Annotated in this window: 14 protein-coding genes, 1 tRNA gene and 6 pseudogenes; 5 read left to right on the top strand and 16 right to left on the bottom strand. The window is 49.1% G+C overall.

The features are described 5' to 3' along the window. Window positions 1-10: 10 nt before the first annotated feature. The 5 genes and pseudogenes from C1P89_RS16965 to cadB (C1P89_RS16945) form a co-directional block, all read right to left on the bottom strand. A protein-coding gene (locus C1P89_RS16965; RefSeq protein ID WP_094096605.1) for an IS3-like element IS600 family transposase occupies window positions 11-1,167 on the bottom strand; the annotation gives its coding sequence in 2 pieces (ribosomal slippage) (window positions 11-918 and window positions 918-1,167; 1,158 coding nt in all). A 62-nt stretch (window positions 1,168-1,229) separates the two neighbouring features. Continuing rightward, window positions 1,230-2,114, bottom strand: a pseudogene (cadA, locus tag C1P89_RS16960) (lysine decarboxylase CadA); the annotation flags it as partial. Between the two features lie 11 nt (window positions 2,115-2,125). Continuing rightward, window positions 2,126-3,354, bottom strand: a protein-coding gene (locus C1P89_RS16955; RefSeq protein ID WP_088895425.1) for an IS3-like element IS2 family transposase whose coding sequence is annotated in 2 segments (ribosomal slippage) — window positions 2,126-3,039 and window positions 3,039-3,354 — 1,230 coding nt in all. Because the reading frame shifts where the segments join, the coding sequence is not laid out codon by codon here. Between the two features lie 90 nt (window positions 3,355-3,444). After that, a pseudogene (cadA, locus tag C1P89_RS16950) lies at window positions 3,445-4,458 on the bottom strand (lysine decarboxylase CadA); the annotation flags it as partial. A gap of 79 nt (window positions 4,459-4,537) precedes the next feature. Further along, window positions 4,538-4,906 (bottom strand): annotated as a pseudogene (gene cadB / locus C1P89_RS16945) (cadaverine/lysine antiporter); the annotation flags it as partial. Between the two features lie 90 nt (window positions 4,907-4,996). Between cadB (C1P89_RS16945) and C1P89_RS16940 the strand changes: the two are divergent. Both C1P89_RS16940 and C1P89_RS16935 read left to right on the top strand, forming a co-directional pair. Beyond that, window positions 4,997-6,153, top strand: a protein-coding gene (locus tag C1P89_RS16940; protein ID WP_087879964.1) for an IS3-like element IS600 family transposase whose coding sequence is annotated in 2 segments (ribosomal slippage) — window positions 4,997-5,246 and window positions 5,246-6,153 — 1,158 coding nt in all. Because the reading frame shifts where the segments join, the coding sequence is not laid out codon by codon here. An 86-nt stretch (window positions 6,154-6,239) separates the two neighbouring features. Next, window positions 6,240-7,586, top strand: coding sequence for an IS4-like element IS4 family transposase (locus C1P89_RS16935; protein WP_000483769.1), 1,347 nt, complete (start codon window positions 6,240-6,242; stop codon window positions 7,584-7,586). Here the strand turns inward: C1P89_RS16935 and cadB (C1P89_RS16930) are convergent. After that, window positions 7,586-8,578 (bottom strand): annotated as a pseudogene (gene cadB, locus C1P89_RS16930) (cadaverine/lysine antiporter); the annotation flags it as partial. The gene C1P89_RS16935 and the pseudogene cadB (C1P89_RS16930) sit on opposite strands and share 1 nt — an antisense overlap. Before the next feature lie 364 nt (window positions 8,579-8,942). Then, window positions 8,943-9,998: a lysine decarboxylation/transport transcriptional activator CadC gene (cadC, locus tag C1P89_RS16925; RefSeq protein WP_349817326.1), complete on the bottom strand. Its 1,056-nt coding sequence runs from the start codon at window positions 9,996-9,998 to the stop codon at window positions 8,943-8,945. 66 nt (window positions 9,999-10,064) lie between these two features. Between cadC and laoB the strand changes: the two genes are divergently transcribed. Then, window positions 10,065-10,190, top strand: coding sequence for an L-arginine responsive protein LaoB (laoB, locus tag C1P89_RS26510; protein WP_349817325.1), 126 nt, complete (start codon window positions 10,065-10,067; stop codon window positions 10,188-10,190). Here the strand turns inward: laoB and C1P89_RS26505 are convergent. The 8 genes and pseudogenes from C1P89_RS26505 to aspA all read right to left on the bottom strand — a co-directional run bounded on the left by C1P89_RS26505 (window position 10,181) and on the right by aspA (window position 16,872). After that, window positions 10,181-10,480: a winged helix-turn-helix domain-containing protein gene (locus C1P89_RS26505; RefSeq protein WP_001187161.1), complete on the bottom strand. Its 300-nt coding sequence runs from the start codon at window positions 10,478-10,480 to the stop codon at window positions 10,181-10,183. The genes laoB and C1P89_RS26505 overlap by 10 nt on opposite strands. Window positions 10,481-10,739: 259 nt before the next feature. Continuing rightward, window positions 10,740-10,899 (bottom strand): annotated as a pseudogene (locus C1P89_RS26365) (tyrosine-type recombinase/integrase); the annotation flags it as partial. A gap of 197 nt (window positions 10,900-11,096) precedes the next feature. Further along, window positions 11,097-11,172 (bottom strand) — tRNA-Phe (locus C1P89_RS16920). Between the two features lie 106 nt (window positions 11,173-11,278). Then, complete coding sequence (locus C1P89_RS16915) at window positions 11,279-11,854, bottom strand: transcriptional regulator (protein WP_001188520.1); 576 nt, start codon at window positions 11,852-11,854, stop codon at window positions 11,279-11,281. 36 nt (window positions 11,855-11,890) lie between these two features. After that, window positions 11,891-13,587 (bottom strand): annotated as a pseudogene (gene dsbD / locus C1P89_RS16910) (protein-disulfide reductase DsbD). Further along, complete coding sequence (gene cutA, locus C1P89_RS16905; RefSeq protein ID WP_000883400.1) at window positions 13,563-13,901, bottom strand: divalent cation tolerance protein CutA; 339 nt, start codon at window positions 13,899-13,901, stop codon at window positions 13,563-13,565. The pseudogene dsbD and the gene cutA overlap by 25 nt, the downstream one beginning before the upstream one ends. Before the next feature lie 115 nt (window positions 13,902-14,016). Then, the gene (gene dcuA, locus C1P89_RS16900; RefSeq protein WP_000961959.1) at window positions 14,017-15,318 is read right to left on the bottom strand and encodes an anaerobic C4-dicarboxylate transporter DcuA; all 1,302 of its coding nucleotides are present in this window, start codon (window positions 15,316-15,318) and stop codon (window positions 14,017-14,019) included. Window positions 15,319-15,435: 117 nt separating this feature from the next. Further along, entirely contained in the window at window positions 15,436-16,872 is a 1,437-nt protein-coding gene (gene aspA, locus C1P89_RS16895; RefSeq protein ID WP_000069437.1) for an aspartate ammonia-lyase, read from the bottom strand. Window positions 16,873-17,208: 336 nt separating this feature from the next. On the opposite strand from aspA, the gene C1P89_RS16890 reads away from it, so the two are divergent. Beyond that, window positions 17,209-17,679: an FxsA family protein gene (locus C1P89_RS16890; protein WP_001267444.1), complete on the top strand. Its 471-nt coding sequence runs from the start codon at window positions 17,209-17,211 to the stop codon at window positions 17,677-17,679. Window positions 17,680-17,700: 21 nt separating this feature from the next. Here the strand turns inward: C1P89_RS16890 and yjeH are convergent, their stop codons facing one another. Next, window positions 17,701-18,957 carry an L-methionine/branched-chain amino acid transporter gene (yjeH, locus tag C1P89_RS16885; RefSeq protein ID WP_000015874.1) on the bottom strand — a complete coding sequence of 419 codons (1,257 nt, stop codon included), beginning with the start codon at window positions 18,955-18,957 and terminating at the stop codon, window positions 17,701-17,703. A 275-nt stretch (window positions 18,958-19,232) separates the two neighbouring features. Here yjeH and C1P89_RS16880 point away from each other — a divergent pair, with 275 nt between their 5' ends. Further along, window positions 19,233-19,526: a co-chaperone GroES gene (locus C1P89_RS16880; protein ID WP_001026276.1), complete on the top strand. Its 294-nt coding sequence runs from the start codon at window positions 19,233-19,235 to the stop codon at window positions 19,524-19,526. The last annotated feature ends 42 nt before the right edge of the window (window positions 19,527-19,568 follow it).

Genomic DNA, 19,568 nt, shown 5'->3' with positions numbered 1-19,568 from the left:
TGTTCTTTTTTTAAGCAGCCATCTGATGATATTTTTCCCTGAAGGCTGCCGGGGAGATATTCCCCAGACGAGAGTGACGACGCTGACGATTGTAGAAAATCTCAATGTATTCCCGTATTACTGAGATGGCTTCATCCCGGTTATTAAAACGATAGTGGCTCAGGCTCTCATTTTTCAGCGTTCCCCAGAAGCTTTCCATCGGAGCGTTGTCGTAACAGTTACCTTTACGCGACATTGATGTTTTCAGACCAGACTGCTCCTGTATGACCCGGTAATCGTATGCGCAGTACTGTGAACCTCGATCAGAGTGGTGGATTAGCCCGGCAGGTGGGCGCTGGCTCCTGAGCGCCATAAACAGGGCTTTACCTGTCAGCTCTTTTGTCATGCGCTCTCCCATGGCGTAGCCGACAATTTCGCACGTATAAACATCTTTGATGCCAGCGAGGTACAACCATCCCTCCTGTGTGGCAACATACGTCAGGTCCGCCACCCAGACCTGATTTGGTGCTGTAGGAGTGAACGTCTGGTTCAGCAGATTTGGCGCAACTGGCAGATTGTGGTTCGAGTTCGTAGTCGCTCTGAACTTGCGTTTCTGCTTACAGCGTAGCCTTAGCTCCTTACGAAGACGTGCCAGTCGGTCACGACCAACGATGATGCCATTCTCTGCCAGCTCCGTCTGGAGCCGCCGGGTTCCATATGTTTCGCGAGTGCGGATATGTGCCACCTTAATCTCCAGTTTTAGCCGCTCATCACTTTGTTTTCTGTCTGAGGGTTCATGCTGTACCCAGTTGTAATAACCGCTCCTGGATACACCAAATACCTGACACATCGCTTCAATGGGAAATTGTTGTCGCCATTGTTCGATTAACGCGTATTTTTCAGCGACTCCTGTGCAAAATACGCTGTTGCTTTTTTTAATATATCTCGCTCAAGGCGAGCTTCATTTAACGCCTTACGCAGTTGCAGAATTTCAGATTCCAGTTCAGCCACCGTGCGGGAACCAGGAGTACCGAGCCCTTTTCTGGCGGCGGTAACCCATTGTCCTAAAGTGCCTTCAGGAAGAGATAATCGGGAAGCGCCTTCACTGATCGAAAGTTGATTTTCAAGAACCGTTCTGACAGCTTCGGCTTTGAACTCTTTAGAGTAACGTTGGGTTTTTCTGCTCATTATTAGCTCCTTCTGATGCCATTCTATTTCAGGAAGGAGTGTCCGTTAAACTCAGGCTACCTCATACCGTGCAGCTCTTTCTGGAACGCAGCATACGGAGTCATTACCATAGTCGGCAGCACTTCAAATGCGCGATACATCAGATCCGGCAGATTGTGGTGAACAATCAGTTTGTGGATATTCTGAGCCAGTTCCTGAATACGCATGTTTTCATAGAATTCAGGATCTTCACGATACAGAGACGGCAGCATGTTTTTCACACGCAGGTTCAGGTCGAACGCACGTTTGAAGTCAGTCAGAGCACGCAGCAGGCTCAGTGCTTTGGTCTTATCGATACCGATGCTGAACAGGAACAGCAGGTTATACGGACCGGTTTTCTCAACAACGATGCCATGTTCGTCGAGGTATTTCGCCACGATGCTGGCCGGAATACCAAAGTTGCTCATGGTGCCGTCTTTTTCCATCCCCGGAGTCAGCAGGGTGACTTTGATCGGGTCAAGATACATGTGCTCGTTATCGATGTTTTTGAAGCCGTGCCAGGTGCTGTCAGAACGCAGCGGCCAGCATTCAGTCGTATCGATATGATCCGGCTGCCATACATCAAAGAACCAGCCATCAGATTCCGTTCTCAGACGTTTGATCTCTTTACGGAATTTGATCGCACGTTCAATGGAACCGTTGATCAAACGTTTACCTGCATTGCCTTTCATCATCGCCGCAGCGGTTTCAGTGGACGCCACGATACCGTAGTGAGGAGAAGTGGTGGTGTGCATCATGTAGGCTTCGTTAAAGGTTTCTTCGTTTACGTCACCTTTAACGTGGATCATGGAAGCCTGAGAGAACGCCGCCAGCAGTTTGTGAGTGGACTGGGTTTCGTAAATCACTTTCCCTTCTACACGGCCACCGCTCATACCGCATTTACCTTCGTAAATCGGTGAGAAGTTGGTTGGATTTGCCCCTATATTTCCAGACATCTGTTATCACTTAACCCATTACAAGCCCGCTGCCGCAGATATTCCCGTGGCGAGCGATAACCCAGCGCACTATGCGGATGCCATTCGTTATAATGCTCGAACGCCTCTGCAAGGTTCTTTGCTGCCGTTAACCCGTCTGGTTTGGGCATGATACTGATGTAGTCACGCTTTATCGTTTTCACGAAGCTCTCTGCTATTCCGTTACTCTCCGGACTCCGCACCGCCGTGTTCTTCGGTTCAAGTCCCAACATCCGGGCGAACTGGCGTGTTTCATTAGCCCGGTAGCATGAACCATTATCCGTCAGCCACTCCACTGGAGACGACGGAAGATCGTTGCCGAAGCGGCGTTCCACCGCTCCCAGCATGACGTCCTGTACTGTTTCACTGTTGAAGCCGCCGGTAGTCACCGCCCAGTGCAGTGCCTCACGATCACAGCAGTCCAGCGCGAACGTGACACGCAGTCTCTCTCCGTTATCACAGCAGAACTCGAACCCGTCAGAGCACCATCGCTGATTGCTTTCTTTCACGGCCACTCTGCCTGTATGTGCCCGTTTCGATGGCGGTACAGCAGGTTTTCGCTCAAGCAACAGCGCATTCTGGCGCATGATCCGGTAAACACGTTTGGCATTGATCGCAGGCATACCATCAAGTTCTGCCTGTCTGCGAAGCAGCGCCCATACCCGACGATAACCATACGTGGGCAGCTCTCCGATAACATGGTGTATACGGAGAAGCACATCCGTATCATCAGTGTGACGACTGCGGCGGCCATCCATCCAGTCATCGGTTCGTCTGAGAATGACGTGCAACTGCGCACGCGACACCCGGAGACAACGGCTGACTAAGCTTACTCCCCATCCCCGGGCAATAAGGGCGCGTGCGCTATCCACTTTTTTGCCCGTCCATATTCAACGGCTTCTTTGAGGAGTTCATTTTCCATCGTTTTCTTGCCGAGCAGGCGCTGGAGTTCTTTAATCTGCTTCATGGCGGCAGCAAGTTCAGAGGCAGGAACAACCTGTTCTCCGGCGGCGACAGCAGTAAGACTTCCTTCCTGGTATTGCTTACGCCAGAGAAATAACTGGCTGGCTGCTACACCATGTTGCCGGGCAACGAGGGAGACCGTCATCCCCGGTTCAAAGCTCTGCTGAACAATTGCGATCTTTTCCTGTGTGGTACGCCGTCTGCGTTTCTCCGGCCCTAAGACATCAATCATCTGTACTCCAATGACTAGTCTAAAAACTAGTATTAAGACTATCACTTATTTAAGTGATACTGGTTGTCTGGAGATTCAGGGGGCCAGTCTATTGGTGTAAGGCACCCACGCGGAGTCAAAGTGGATGGATTTCACATCCAGTGTTTTCTTGATGAAGTCGGTGTTGTACAGCAGACCATCATAGGTAGAGTTGGTAATTACAGCATGTACCGGCCAGGTTGCGTTTGGTGTTTCTTTCACGCGCTTAGCAATGGTAGCGTGCTGGAATTCACTCTGTGGGATACCACCAAGAATACCGTAAGCGTTACGGGTCGGGCGGAAATAGATTGGCGTAACATCGCTCATCATCATCAGGTGGGTCAGCGATTTGTGGCAGTTACGGTCAATCAGAATGGTGCTGCCTGCCGGAGCAGAGTACATGCCAACAATTTTGTTCGCAGTGGAAGTACCGTTGGTCACCATGTAGCTGCGGTCTGCGTTAAAGACGCGAGCGATATACTGTTCTGCTTCTTTGTGTGGACCACTATGATCCAGCAGAGAACCCAGTTCAGATACTGAAATGGAAATATCAGATTTCATGGTATTCGGACCAAAGAAATCATAGAACAGGCTACCTACCGGGCTTTTCTGGAATGCAGTACCGCCCATGTGACCAGGAGTACAGAAAGTATATTTACCTTCACGAACATATTTAAACAGTGCTTTAGTCAGCGGAGGCAGAATAGTGTTGATATATTCGTCAGTGGTCTGCTTGATCTTATTAGCAATATCTTCAGCAGCACCCAGCGCATATTCAAAGAAGCTAATCTGTAAACGCAGGTCATTCAGGCTTACATCGAGAGTGGAATACGTATTAGCGAACGCGTACAACGGCAGGTTCTCGTTCATTTTGCTAATTTCTTCGCACAGCTCGAGATTATATTTATCCCAGTCAAAAATAACGCCGCACAGACGCGCATTGTTTTCGATCAGTTTTAATAAGTCGTCACGGTCGTTCGGGTAAACAATCTGGAAGTTCAGACGTTCAAGCGCGCGATGAAGTTCACGGATGGGTTCTTCTTTAAAATAAACCCCCATGTGATTCAATATTGCAATAACGTTCATAGTCATATCTCCAGGTAAAAAAGGCCCCTCCCAACACATGGGACAAAATGAAAGGAGGAGCCTCGGAAAATACTTTTAATTAATGTGCGTTAGACGCGGTGTGGTTATCCATTGAGTGGCTCTGGCGCTCGTGCATTTTGCGAGCGTAGAACATCAGGATAATCAGGCTGACGATGAAGGTACCTGCCAGCTCGAAGGAGCTTGCGCCCATCAGCGCGATGAAGCAGAACACACAACCCAGTACAGAGCAGATCAGGCTGACAAAGTTGCGGATGTTAACGCCTTCAAAACGAATCAGGTCAACGCAAGAGTAGAAGTACGGCAGCATAGTCAGCAGTACTGCGATACCGGTCAGTTCACCGAACAGGTCAGATGCTTTACCACCGGCAGAGTTCATCAGAGTGATGAGGATCATCAGGGCAGTCATTTTCACTGCAGCCAGCAGCAGTAATGCCGATCAGTTAAGGATCAGTTTGAGGTAGCCTGAGTTTAACGGACACTCCTTCCTGAAATAGAATGGCATCAGAAGGAGCTAATAATGAGCAGAAAAACCCAACGTTACTCTAAAGAGTTCAAAGCCGAAGCTGTCAGAACGGTTCTTGAAAATCAACTTTCGATCAGTGAAGGCGCTTCCCGATTATCTCTTCCTGAAGGCACTTTAGGACAATGGGTTACCGCCGCCAGAAAAGGGCTCGGTACTCCTGGTTCCCGCACGGTGGCTGAACTGGAATCTGAAATTCTGCAACTGCGTAAGGCGTTAAATGAAGCTCGCCTTGAGCGAGATATATTAAAAAAAGCAACAGCGTATTTTGCACAGGAGTCGCTGAAAAATACGCGTTAATCGAACAATGGCGACAACAATTTCCCATTGAAGCGATGTGTCAGGTATTTGGTGTATCCAGGAGCGGTTATTACAACTGGGTACAGCATGAACCCTCAGACAGAAAACAAAGTGATGAGCGGCTAAAACTGGAGATTAAGGTGGCACATATCCGCACTCGCGAAACATATGGAACCCGGCGGCTCCAGACGGAGCTGGCAGAGAATGGCATCATTGTTGGTCGTGACCGACTGGCACGTCTTCGTAAGGAGCTAAGGCTACGCTGTAAGCAGAAACGCAAGTTCAGAGCGACTACGAACTCGAACCACAATCTGCCAGTTGCGCCAAATCTGCTGAACCAGACGTTCGCTCCTACAGCACCAAATCAGGTCTGGGTGGCGGACCTGACGTATGTTGCCACACAGGAGGGATGGTTGTACCTCGCTGGCATCAAAGATGTTTATACGTGCGAAATTGTCGGCTACGCCATGGGAGAGCGCATGACAAAAGAGCTGACAGGTAAAGCCCTGTTTATGGCGCTCAGGAGCCAGCGCCCACCTGCCGGGCTAATCCACCACTCTGATCGAGGTTCACAGTACTGCGCATACGATTACCGGGTCATACAGGAGCAGTCTGGTCTGAAAACATCAATGTCGCGTAAAGGTAACTGTTACGACAACGCTCCGATGGAAAGCTTCTGGGGAACGCTGAAAAATGAGAGCCTGAGCCACTATCGTTTTAATAACCGGGATGAAGCCATCTCAGTAATACGGGAATACATTGAGATTTTCTACAATCGTCAGCGTCGTCACTCTCGTCTGGGGAATATCTCCCCGGCAGCCTTCAGGGAAAAATATCATCAGATGGCTGCTTAAAAAAAGAACAAATGGTAGTGTCCGCTATTGCCAGTACACCTCAGTTGACCGATCCAGTGGCTGTGTAAGAATCCGGAAACGCTCACTTGTTTCCGGATTTTTTTATGCACATTGGACAGGCTCTTGATCTGGTATCCCGTTACGATTCTCTGCGTAACCCACTGACTTCTCTGGGGGATTACCTCGACCCCGAACTCATCTCTCGTTGCCTTGCCGAATCAGGTACTGTAACGCTACGCAAGCGCCGTCTTCCCCTCGAAATGATGGTCTGGTGTATTGTTGGCATGGCGCTTGAGCGTAAAGAACCTCTTCACCAGATTGTGAATCGCCTGGACATCATGCTGCCGGGCAATCGCCCCTTCGTTGCCCCCAGTGCCGTTATTCAGGCCCGCCAGCGCCTGGGAAGTGAGGCTGTCCGCCGCGTGTTCACGAAAACAGCGCAGCTCTGGCATAACGCCACGCCGCATCCGCACTGGTGCGGCCTGACCCTGCTGGCCATCGATGGTGTGTTCTGGCGCACACCGGATACACCAGAGAACGATGCAGCCTTCCCCCGCCAGACACATGCCGGGAACCCGGCGCTCTACCCGCAGGTCAAAATGGTCTGCCAGATGGAACTGACCAGCCATCTGCTGACGGCTGCAGCCTTCGGCACGATGAAGAACAGCGAAAATGAGCTTGCTGAGCAACTTATAGAACAAACCGGCGATAACACTCTGACGTTAATGGATAAAGGTTATTACTCACTGGGACTGTTAAATGCCTGGAGCCTGGCGGGAGAACACCGCCACTGGATGATACCTCTCAGAAAGGGAGCGCAATATGAAGAGCTCAGAAAACTGGGTAAAGGCGATCATCTGGTGAAGCTGAAAACCAGCCCGCAGGCACGAAAAAAGTGGCCGGGACTGGGAAATGAAGTGACAGCCCGCCTGCTGACCGTGACGCGCAAAGGAAAAGTCTGCCATCTGCTGACGTCGATGACGGACGCCATGCGCTTCCCCGGAGGAGAAATGGCGGATCTGTACAGTCATCGCTGGGAAATCGAACTGGGATACAGGGAGATAAAACAGACGATGCAACTGAGCAGGCTGACGCTGAGAAGTAAAAAGCCGGAGCTTGTGGAGCAAGAGCTGTGGGGTGTCTTACTGGCTTATAATCTGGTGAGATATCAGATGATTAAAATGGCGGAACATCTGAAAGGTTACTGGCCGAATCAACTGAGTTTCTCAGAATCATGCGGAATGGTGATGAGAATGCTGATGACATTGCAGGGCGCTTCACCGGGACGTATACCGGAGCTGATGCGCGATCTTGCAAGTATGGGACAACTTGTGAAATTACCGACGAGAAGGGAAAGGGCCTTCCCGAGAGTGGTAAAGGAGAGGCCCTGGAAATACCCCACAGCCCCGAAAAAGAGCCAGTCAGTTGCTTAACTGACTGGCATTACAGCCAGCAGCAGACCTTTTTTCGGAATACCGTTGCTGTCGACTTCACCATAAACTTTCGGGAAGTTACCGTCGTTAGCGGCACGTACACCTGCCTGGCCTACCAACATCATCCAGGAGCCCAGAGAAGTCAGGCACGCAAAGGCGGTGAATGCAGAAACCAGCGGCGCAGCCCAGTTACCGAGGATAGTTGAAGCACTGATTGCAAACGGAGCACCGGAAGCCGCCATTACAGAAGACGGATACATACCGGAAAGCACCTGAGTCGCAGCGATGTAAACAATACCTGCTAAACCAGTACCCAGCATGGTTGCCAGCGGAACGGTACGTTTCGGGTTTTTAACCATACCAGTACTTACTGCTGCGGACTCAACACCCACGAAGGCCCACAGGTAGAGCAGAATACTTTTAATGATCGCATGACCATCAGTGGTATCCGCAGTATTCCAGTTAGCTGCATAAGTTGCCGCATCAAACCAATGCCAGCCAACAATAGCAGTCATCACCACAGGAATAAGAACCAGCACCAGACCAATAGTGGTTAAACGGCTTACCCAGGTACCGCCGAGCATATTTACAAAGGTAAATACCCAGACGATAGCAATACAGGCGATACCCGCCGGAACAGGATCATTTAATACTGGGAAGAAGGTGGAAAGATAAGATACAGCGGTAATACCAATCGCTAGGTTACCAATCCAGTTAGCATGGTAATAAAGAACACCTGTCTGAAAACCAAATGCAGGAGAAATTTCTCCGGCATAAGCAATTGGGCCACCTTGTTGCGGGTTTTTTGTTGCCAGTCGGGCATATACATACGCCAGCGACATTGCACCAATAATAGAGATAATCCAACCCCAGATAGCAATACCACCGATACTTGCTAGGTTCGCAGGTAATAATGCAATACCGCTCCCCATCATATTACCGGCAACAACACCGGTACAGGCAAATAGCCCGATCTTCTTGGCAGAACTCATGCTCTTCTCCTAATTTCATTTTTGAATTTGGAGTCCGGGTCATGATGTATAACTATTTCCTGACCAGACCAAACTGGCGATAAGATTACTCACGAAAAAAGGATTAATCCTAAAGATTAGGTGAAATAACACAAAAGTTTCTGTAAGTGAGAACTTGAGGTTTTTTATTAACACATCAGGATCGCAAGTTGATATCATGAAAAGATAAACATTCAATGTTTACAATGGATTGCATGACATTCTCTGGTTAAATTTATGTAATAAAAATTATGCGGCAAATAAATTGCCGCAACATATTATACCAATGGGAACATACAAAAACTCAACAACAAATATTCCAGAGCATAAATCAACCCGGAGTTACTTATTCTGAAGCGAGAAATTTGTCGAGATAAGGTACAACATAAGGAACAGAAGTCTGGAAAATACCATTTTCAATCCAGTAAAGGGTGTTTGCCCCTGGGCGTAAATTAAAGGCAGTGAGATATGCATCAGCTGCTTCCCGGTTCATCCCCTTCATTTCATAAACCTTGCCAAGCAACACATAATTTAGCCAGGACATTTCAAGATCAATGCCAGTATTTATCGCCTGGTAAGACTCATCTATTTTACCTTTTACCAGAGCACTGACCGCTTTTATTTGATATATAATGGACAGGTTGTTCAATTCCGGCAGTGTAACAATGTTGTCTATTTCTGTGTTCAGTGCTGCTAATTGTTTTTCATCTAAAGGGTGTTGAGAATGGCGCACGATATCAACTAATGCTTTTTCTGCTCTCGCGTAGGTAAATTCTGGGGATGATTGAACAATCTCACCTAATAATTCACTGGCACGATTCAATGATTTGTCATCGCCATGCAGTAAATAATCATGAGCCTGATAAAAATTAGTTAATAACGCACCACGATGAGGCAAAATTTGCTGGAGCGTCTCCTGCATTCGTTGTGGCCACGGTTGGTTTAACGCTTTTGATAAACTCTCCAGTAAATCATTTTGAATCGCCAGCTGATTACCGTTAGTGATGACATAACGTTTATCCAGCATGGTTGAACCATCTGCATTGTCTACTAATTTTACCGACATAAAGCATTGTTGAGCACGGTATTGGCGCTGATTAACAAAGGCAATAGATAATGTTTTACCGGAACTGCTCGGTTCATCAATGTTGTAGTTGATTTTGTCATGCACCATAAAGGTGGAGAAGGTGTTAAGTGATGTCGCCACCAAATCACCCACGCCTATCGCGTAAGAGAGCTGATACGGGGAACTCCAGCTGTTACAACTTTTATTTACCATATTAATGTCAATATCGCGTGGATTGAGCAAAATACGCGATTTGCTCATAGGAAGACGTGTATCAAGAGTTGAAAACGCTACCAGTGCTACACAGATACCTAACGACAACAGGAAAAAAACCATACCCAAAAGGTAGTGAATCGTTTGCTTTTAACTGGGGATTGTTCAGGTGGCGTTGCGGTGTTTTGAATGGTAAGACTGTGGGAGGGAGAATTTGTGTCAGGAACCGCCTCTGGTATAGGGGGAGGCGAAGATAGCATTATTTCCTCTCCCTCTTCTTCGCTGTACCAGATAACCGGCACCATTCATTTATAGCCGCGCTTTGGTACAGTAGCGATATAGACAGGACTATCTTCATCATTATCTTTTAATGACTTACGTAGTTCTGAGATACTCTGCGTCACAACGTGATTGGTGACAATACTTCTCTTCCAGACATTATCGATAAGTTCATCCCTGCTAAGTACTTCGCCACTGTGTTGAGCAAAGAAAACCAGAAGATCAATTAATCTCGGCTCAAGGGTAAGTTGACGCCCATTGCGGCTAATTTGGTTTATGGACGGAGTAACAAGCCATTCGCCAACGCGAACTACAGGTTGTTGCATAATAGAAACTCATTCGAAAAGGGAATGGTGCAATGATAATTGCCATGACCTATTTTTACCATCAATAGATGGGTTTATTTACATGTTATTGGTGAATGCAAGACGTTATTTTTACCAGCCATAAACTTCTTGATTACATAGTATTACGAAAGGATTTTACTGAGAACCAGAAGTAATATTCCTTACCATCAAAATTCATCATCTTTGCCAAAGAAAAATGTGTAGAAAATAATCCATGGAAAATTGTCCGGAGCGCTTACTATTTTAATGGATTGTTAGTCTTTGCATGAGCAAGCGGACTGATACATTTCTCTTTGTTCTCATTCAGAAAATCTCATCAGTCGCCGTTCAGACCGGTGTTGTGCTTTATGGATGCGTTACGCTCCTGATGACGTCATTTGACGTTCAACAACATCACGGGGCCGCACGACATTTCACGTCAGTCAGTGCTATCGCTCAGGAACAAATTTTCCCGAATTGGGATATACCCGCAAAATGCTGGTGATGTGGGGAGAATCTGGTTGAGTTCGGTAGAATTGATTTGGAGGCAGAACGCTTAAATCGTGGCGTCCTGAAACGAAAAACGGACCTCCGTGGAGGTCCGTTTATATGAATTTGGTGCCCGGACTCGGAATCGAACCAAGGACACGGGGATTTTCAATCCCCTGCTCTACCGACTGAGCTATCCGGGCAACGGGGCGCATTAAACCGTAATCTGCACATCTCGTCAACCTAATTTCAGTAAAAGCGATTCAACTGCTTAAGATTGCGGCAAATCGCTTCTTTTCTGTGTTTCTGTCAGGTCAGTGCACCACCCTGGCGGCAGCGGGCGAAGCGCAGGATATCTTCCGCCAGCCGATGTGCGGTGTCGACATCCGCCTGGCTACGATTCACCAGCATTCGGCTTAAACAGCCTTCCAGCACCAGTTCCATCTGCTTTGCTACCATCGCCGGATCGTCAACTTCCAGCGTGGTTAACAGTTCGTGGGTGAAATCGTAGGCCGCGCTTTTTTGCTGATCGGCCAGTTGATGAATAGGGTGGCCAGGGTCGGGATAAAACGTACAGGCAGCGATAAATAGACAGCCCGGATAGCGGTTGTTTTTAACGCACTCCGATAACGCCTGATAACGTGCCAGCAGCTTTTGTTCGGCGGTTTGCGTTTCGTCAAGCATCAGCTGACGACGCCAGACATCTATCTGTTGGCTAAGATAACGCAGCGCATCGTAGAGGATTGCCTCTTTGTCTGGCCAGAAGCGGCGTAGCTCGTCCAGTGGATAATCCACACGTTCAGCAACCATCTCCAGCGTGGTGTTGGCAATCCCTTGTAATTCTAATAATTTCAGGGCTTCTCCCAGTACATCTTCACGTTGCACGCTATTTTCCTCCGTCTTTCCCACTGCAAGTGTCGTTCACGGTTGGCGATCGCGCAAATGTGCGCTGAAGGTTTCAGCATCCATAAAGCCCGTGACGCGTGCTTGTGGATGCTCCTGGCCTTGTCCGTCAAAAAAGAGAATTGTCGGTAGTCCAAGGACATTAAGATGCTTTAACAGCGCCACATCTTGTGCGTCGTTAGCAGTGACGTTGGCCTGAAGTAAGACCGTGTCTGCTAACGCTTTTTGCACCTGCGGGTCGCTGAAGGTGTATTTCTCAAACTTTTTACAGGCGACGCACCAGTCGGCATAAAGATCTAACATCACCGGTTTGCCTTTGGCTTCAACGAGCGCCTGATTTAACTCATCTACCGTTTTGATTTGTGTAAAGTTGAGATGCGTCTGAGTTTGCGCGGTATGCGTCGCACCAAATGCCCAATCCTGAAGTGGGCGCACGCTAACCAATGCCGCTGCCAGCAGGATTATTTGCACCACGCGCATCCAGCCGCGTTTGGCCTGTAGGCTGGTGATAAAGGCCCAGCCAAAGAATGCGACACCCAGCGCCGACCACAAGCGTAATCCCCATATATCACCAATCACTCGCTCCAGCAGGAAGATCGGCAGTGCGAGGATCACAAAACCAAACGCGGTTTTGACTTGTTCCATCCACGGGCCGCTTTTCGGCAGCAAGCGGTTACCAAAGACGGTAATTAGCATCAGCGGCAGGCCCATGCCCAACGCATAGAGATAAAGCATGCCGCCGCCCAGCCACATGTTCCCGCTTTGGGCGATATACAGCAGAATCGCGCTAAGCGGTGCGGTGGTGCATGGTGAACAGATCAGTCCGGCAATCGCCCCCATAACAAACACACCGCCAGGTGAGCCGCCCTGTTGGCGATTGCTCATCAATGTGAGATGTGTTTGCAGCGAAGAGGGGAGTTGTAGAGTAAACAAGCCAAACATTGACATCGCCAGCAAGGTAAAGACGATGGCGAGGCCAATGAGCACGTATGGGTGCTGTAGCGCCGCCTGGAACTGTAACCCTGCGGCGGCAACTACCAGACCCAGCGCCGTGTAAGTCAGTGCCATCCCCTGCACATAAATAAAGGTCAGCAACAATGCTCTGGCAGTGGAGAGCCGCTGTTTACCACCCAGCACGATGCCAGAAATCAGTGGGTACATTGGCAGCACGCATGGCGTAAAGGCGATACCAATACCGATCAACAACGCCCAGAGCGCGGAAAAGGGCAATTGCGCGGTGTGCTGCTCTTGCTGCGGAACAGACACAGGCTGTGACGCTGCGTTGTTGGCGACCACTTCGCTTAACGGAACGGTTTTGGTTTCTGGCGGATAACAGAAACCGGCATCAGCACAGCCCTGGTAGGTGACAGTTAACGTCGCTCCCGCACTCGCCTGGTTGATGGTTACGGGAAGCGTCAGCCGATCGCGGTAAATCTCGCTTTTGCCGTAAAACTCATCTTCATGCCAGACGCCTTGCGGCAGCTGCACGTCGGCAATTTTCGCGTGTTCCGGCGTAATGCGGATCTGTTTACGGTAGAGGTAGTAACCGTCTTTGATCTGCCAGGTCAGATTCAGGTCATGTTGGTTTTGCTGAAAATCAAAAGCAAAGGCTTGATCCGCGGGACAAAATGTGAACGTCCCGGCGCGTCGAATAATCCGGCAAAAACGGAAGTGCTGCAAAGTAGCAGGATCAGCGTAAAGATGCGTTGAGCCATGAGAGGTAATCTGTGTCTCCGTGTGTAACAGGTAAAACCAGAAGTTCCGGGGTTTGATATGGATGATGAGACTTCAGGCATTCCAGCAGTGCCTGCTGGTGAGATACGGTAGTTTTTAAAATCATCTGCACTTCGTATTCTTGCTCCAGCTTACCTTCCCAGTAATAGAGAGAGGTAGCGCCGGGGATCAAGGTCGCGCAGGCCGCCAGTTTTTCCGCCAGCACTTTGGCGGCTAAATCCTGGGCTGTCGCTTCATCCGGTGCGGTACATAGCACCACGACAGACGCGGTATTCGAACTTTTTTCATCAAGCATAAACACCTCGCAAGAACAGATGGAACCGCAAGAGAGAGGTCACTATACAACGGACGGGGGAAGGATGTTAGTCGGCGGGAAAGAAAGCGGGGCGTGAACGCCCCGCGATTGGTCATTACAGCATGAAGCTACCCAGCACGAAGCCGAAGCAAACGGCCAGGGCAACACCCAGAGTACCCGGGATGAAGAACGGATGGTTGAAGACGAATTTACCGATACGGGTTGTACCCGTGTCATCCATCTGTACCGCAGCAACCAGCGTCGGATAGGTCGGCAGAATGAACAGACCAGACACCGCAGCGAAAGAAGCAACAGCGGTCAGCGGAGAAACGTTCAGTGCCAGAGCCATCGGCATCAGTGCTTTTGCGGTTGCAGCCTGAGAGTACAGCAGAGCAGAAGCAAAGAAGAAGATGACGGCCAGCAGCCACGGATGACCCTGAATCACTTCACCAGCGGTATCTTTGATCCAGTCGATGTTGTTGGAAACGAAAGTATCGCCCAGCCACGCAACACCCAGGATACAAATACAGGCGCTCATACCTGCTTTGAAGGTGCTGGAGTTGAGGATGTTGTCGGTATCGACTTTACAGATAACGGTGGTCAGAGTTGCAACGCTGAGCATGATGATCAGGATTGCGTTGGTGGTGTTCATCAGCGGTTTTTCAACCAGACCCATGCTTGGGCTGTTGATGATTGCATAGATAACCACGCCAACTACGCCCAGCAGGAACAGCCAGACGGACGTTTTTGCACCGGATTTGATTTCAATCTGCTTTTCACCGCGCAGTTCAACCAGGCCCTCTTCCAGACGCTTGCGATAAATCGGATCGTCAGAGAGTTTGGAGTTGAACAGCATAGTGACCAGGAAGGACATCACCAGAACCGCCAGCAGGGTGGACGGGATGACCACGGAGAGCAGATGGAGGTAGCTGATGCCATGACCTTCCATCACGGAAGACATGTAAACCACTGCCGCTGAGATTGGCGATGCGGTGATCGCAATCTGCGCGGATACCACTGCAGTAGACAGCGGACGGCAAGGTTTAACGCCTTGTTCCTTCGCAACTTCAGCGATAACTGGCAGTGTCGCCAGAGAGATGTTGCCAGTACCAGCAAAGATTGTCAGGAAATAGGTCACGATCGGTGCGAGGATTGTGATGTATTTCGGGTTACGGCGCAGCAGCTTTTCTGTCTGATGAACCAGATAGTCCAGACCGCCAGCAACCTGCATGGCAGAAATAGCGGCGATAACCGCCATGATAATGGAAATGACATCGAACGGGATGTTACCGGGTTTAACGCCAATAGCGGCAAGAACCAGCACCCCCAATCCGCCTGCAAAACCAATACCTATTCCCCCCAATCTGGCGCCCAAGAAGATCGCCAGCAAAACTATGATGAGTTCTACAACTAGCATATTAGCCTTCCTTGTTTTTTAACAAGTTGATATTAGATTGTTATTTTTAAGTTACTGCTCACAAGAAAAAAGGCACGTCATCTGACGTGCCTTCTTTATTTGTACTACCCTGTACGATTACTGTTCGCTTTCATCAGTATAGCGTTTTGCTTTGTAAGCCGGGTGCATCAGATTCTGTACGGAGAAAATATCGTCAAGTTCCGCTTCAGTCAACAGACCGCGTTCCAGAACGACTTCACGTACACTCTTACCGGTTTCGGCACAGATTTTACCCACGATGTCACCGTTGTGGTGACCGATGAACGGGTTCAGGTAAGTAACGATACCGATAGAGTTGTAAACGTAACCTTCGCACACTTCTTTGTTAGCAGTGATGCCGTTAATGCATTTTTCCAGCAGGTTGTAGCAAGCGTTGGTCAGAATGTGAACGGATTCGAACATAGCCTGGCCAATGACCGGCTCCATAACGTTCAACTGCAGCTGACCTGCTTCTGCTGCCATGGTAACAGTGGTGTCGTTACCGATGACTTTGAAGCATACCTGGTTAACCACTTCCGGAACAACCGGGTTTACTTTAGCTGGCATGATGGAAGAGCCCGCCTGCAGTTCCGGCAGGTTGATCTCGTTCAGGCCGGCACGTGGACCAGAAGAGAGCAAGCGCAGGTCGTTACAGATTTTGGACATCTTCACAGCCAGGCGTTTCAGCGCGCCGTGAACCATAACATAAGCGCCGCAGTCAGAGGTCGCTTCGATCAGGTCTTCAGCCGGTACGCATGGGAAGCCAGTGACTTCAGCCAGTTTTTTCACTGCCAGCGGAGAGTACTCTTTCGGCGTGTTCAGACCAGTACCGATTGCTGTTGCGCCAAGGTTAACTTCCAGCAGCAGTTCAGCGGTACGTTGGATGTTTTTCACTTCTTCTTTCAGCAGGATGCTGAAAGCGCGGAATTCCTGACCGAGGGTCATCGGTACTGCGTCCTGCAGCTGGGTACGACCCATTTTCAGGATGTCCTGGAATTCGACAGCTTTACGTTCAAAGCCTTCACGCAGTTGGTTAATCGCATCTACCAGCTTAATCAGGGAAGAGTAAACTGCGATACGGAAACCGGTCGGGTAGGCGTCGTTAGTGGACTGACATTTGTTAACATGGTCGTTCGGGTTCAGGTACTGATATTCACCTTTCTGGTGACCCATCAGTTCCAGACCGATATTGGCCAGCACTTCGTTGGTGTTCATGTTTACGGAAGTACCTGCGCCGCCCTGGTAGACGTCTACCGGGAACTGATCCATGCATTTTCCGTTGTTCAGGACTTCATCACATGCGGCAATGATGGCATTCGCTACACTTTTAGGAATGGTTTGCAGCTCTTTGTTTGCCATAGCTGCGGCTTTTTTAACCATTACCATACCGCGAACAAATTCAGGAATATCACTGATTTTGTTGTTGCTGATATAGAAGTTTTCAATCGCTCTCAGAGTGTGAACACCATAGTAGGCATCAGCTGGAACTTCCCTGGTACCCAACAGATCTTCTTCGATACGAATGTTGTTTGACATGTGAACCTTCTTTTTCAAGCTGCCAATGATTTGCTTTAAACACACAGAATATATGTGGTTTCGAATGTTTTTCGACCGACGATTATCCCCTGCATCGACCGAATACCCGAGATCATATGCTGCTTGAGGATTTCTACCGTAATCTGGATCACTTTAAGTGTCGGTTTTTACCCCTTAATTATTAATTTGTGAAATAGATCACCGCTTTGGGATTACTACCAAAAATAGTTGCGCAAACATCTTGAAATTTTGCTAATGACCACAATATAAGCTGAACGCGATTCGCAACCCATTCAGGTAGCCGGGTTTAACCGGCTGCTATTACAGGAGAAACCTTTGCGCTGGTTACCTTTTATTGCCATTTTCCTTTATGTCTATATTGAGATTTCAATCTTTATTCAGGTTGCCCATGTATTGGGGGTATTGCTGACCCTCGTGCTGGTTATATTCACGTCAGTTATCGGTATGTCACTGGTACGTAACCAGGGCTTTAAGAATTTCGTGCTGATGCAGCAAAAAATGGCGGCGGGTGAAAACCCTGCGGCGGAGATGATTAAAAGTGTTTCGCTGATTATTGCCGGTTTGCTGCTTTTATTACCGGGCTTTTTCACCGACTTCCTCGGTCTTCTGCTTTTATTGCCGCCGGTGCAAAAGCATCTGACAGTGAAGTTGATGCCACATTTGCGCTTTTCTCGCATGCCAGGCGGCGGTTTTAGCGCCGGGACCGGTGGCGGTAATACTTTTGATGGTGAGTACCAGCGAAAGGATGATGACCGCGACCGCCTTGATCATAAAGACGATCGCTAGGATTAATGTCGAAACGCCGGATTATGTGGTTATGCCATTTTCCGGCGTTTTTCGTTTTGGCAGAAACAGCCATAACCCCGCCAGCATAATCAGCGCATAGAGACTTTTCCAGCCGACCATTGCCAGTAACAGAACGCATAACAGCCCGCCAACCACCGCCAGTAGTCGATAACGTCCTTGCAATAATTTACAGCCTGCCAGCATGCATAACAGATAAATCATAATAAAGATGCCATTGGCATAAATAATAAGAGCGTCCAGATTGATCTCTAAAGCATGAATCACCAAAGTGCTCACCACGCAGCAGCCGAGCACCGCATTGAGGGCATTATTCGGGATATGGCGAGAAGAGAGGCGTGCCAGGTAGTGGTCAGGATTATGTTGCGCCTGCGACCAGACCAGGCGGGCGAAGCTCTGTATATAAATGTTGAGACTGGCAAAGCAGGTCAGATAGCCAATTACGCAGGCAATCCATAACGCTCCTACACCGAACAGTTGCACTACAATTTTTGGAAGCGATGCTGCCGCGGCCATTTGTTCACCATAGGCGTCGAAGTGTAAGACGACTACCGTACAGCCCCAGTAGACTAATCCTGCCAGCAGCAGACCAATCATCAATGCGCGAGGAAAATCACGCTCTGGATTTTTAAATTCCGAGGCAAGATGGGCAAATGCTTCCAGACCGACAAAACACCAGAACATCACTGATAACGCAGCAAATAACCCGGTAAGTTCGATATTACCAGGTGCCGGGAAGGGGATATTCGCAGGTTTGATATCGCCCGCCCACCAGATAGCGACAATCAGCGCGACGATAAGTCCGGCAATAACGGTTTGTAGATTAGCACTGGAACTGGCACCGCGAGTACCGATATACCACACCAGCGCCAGCGTACCGAGTTCTGCCAACAACAGTTGCCAGCTATGCCAGCCAAACATTGCCTGGCCGAACCCGGCGGCAATTTGTAGCGCGGCAGGCAAACCCACGGGAATGACCGATAAAAACAACCAGCCGGTGACTCGCTCAAGCCGCGAACCAAACGCCATACCGACGAAGTGCGCGACACCGCCTGCGCTGGGATAGTGGCGACCCAGAATCGCAAACACAATCGCAATCGGGAACACTAAGATAATCAAAACGGGCCACGCCCACAGGCTGTTATTGCCTGCTACCTGTGCAGCTAACGCAGGAACGGCAAACACGCCGGTGCCTAATAATGACGTCGATAGCAGGCCAATGCCCTGGGCCAGCCCCAGTTCTTGTTTGAGTCCACTCATGGGTTGATATCCGATTGCGCCCAAATTTTGGGCAACTGCGTAGATTTTCGATGGTAGCACAATCAGATTCGCTTATGACGGCGATGAAGAAATTGCGATGAAATGTGAGGTGAATCAGGGTTTTCACCCGATTTTGTGCTGATCAGAATTTTTTTTCTTTTTCCCCCTTGAAGGGGCGAATCCTCATCCCCATTTCTCTGGTCACCAGCCGGGAAACCACGTAAGCTCCGGCGTCACCCATAACAGATACGGACTTTCTCAAAGGAGAGTTATCAATGAATATTCGTCCATTGCATGATCGCGTGATCGTCAAGCGTAAAGAAGTTGAAACTAAATCTGCTGGCGGCATCGTTCTGACCGGCTCTGCAGCGGCTAAATCCACCCGCGGCGAAGTGCTGGCTGTCGGCAATGGCCGTATCCTTGAAAATGGCGAAGTGAAGCCGCTGGATGTGAAAGTTGGCGACATCGTTATTTTCAACGATGGCTACGGTGTGAAATCTGAGAAGATCGACAATGAAGAAGTGTTGATCATGTCCGAAAGCGACATTCTGGCAATTGTTGAAGCGTAATCCTCGCACGACACTGAACATACGAATTTAAGGAATAAAGAT

The sequence above is a fragment of the Shigella sonnei genome, assembly GCF_002950395.1.
Lineage (GTDB): Bacteria > Pseudomonadota > Gammaproteobacteria > Enterobacterales > Enterobacteriaceae > ECMA0423.
The sequence above is the reverse complement of the archived record's forward strand: the minus strand, read 5'-3'. Positions and strand labels throughout refer to the sequence as shown.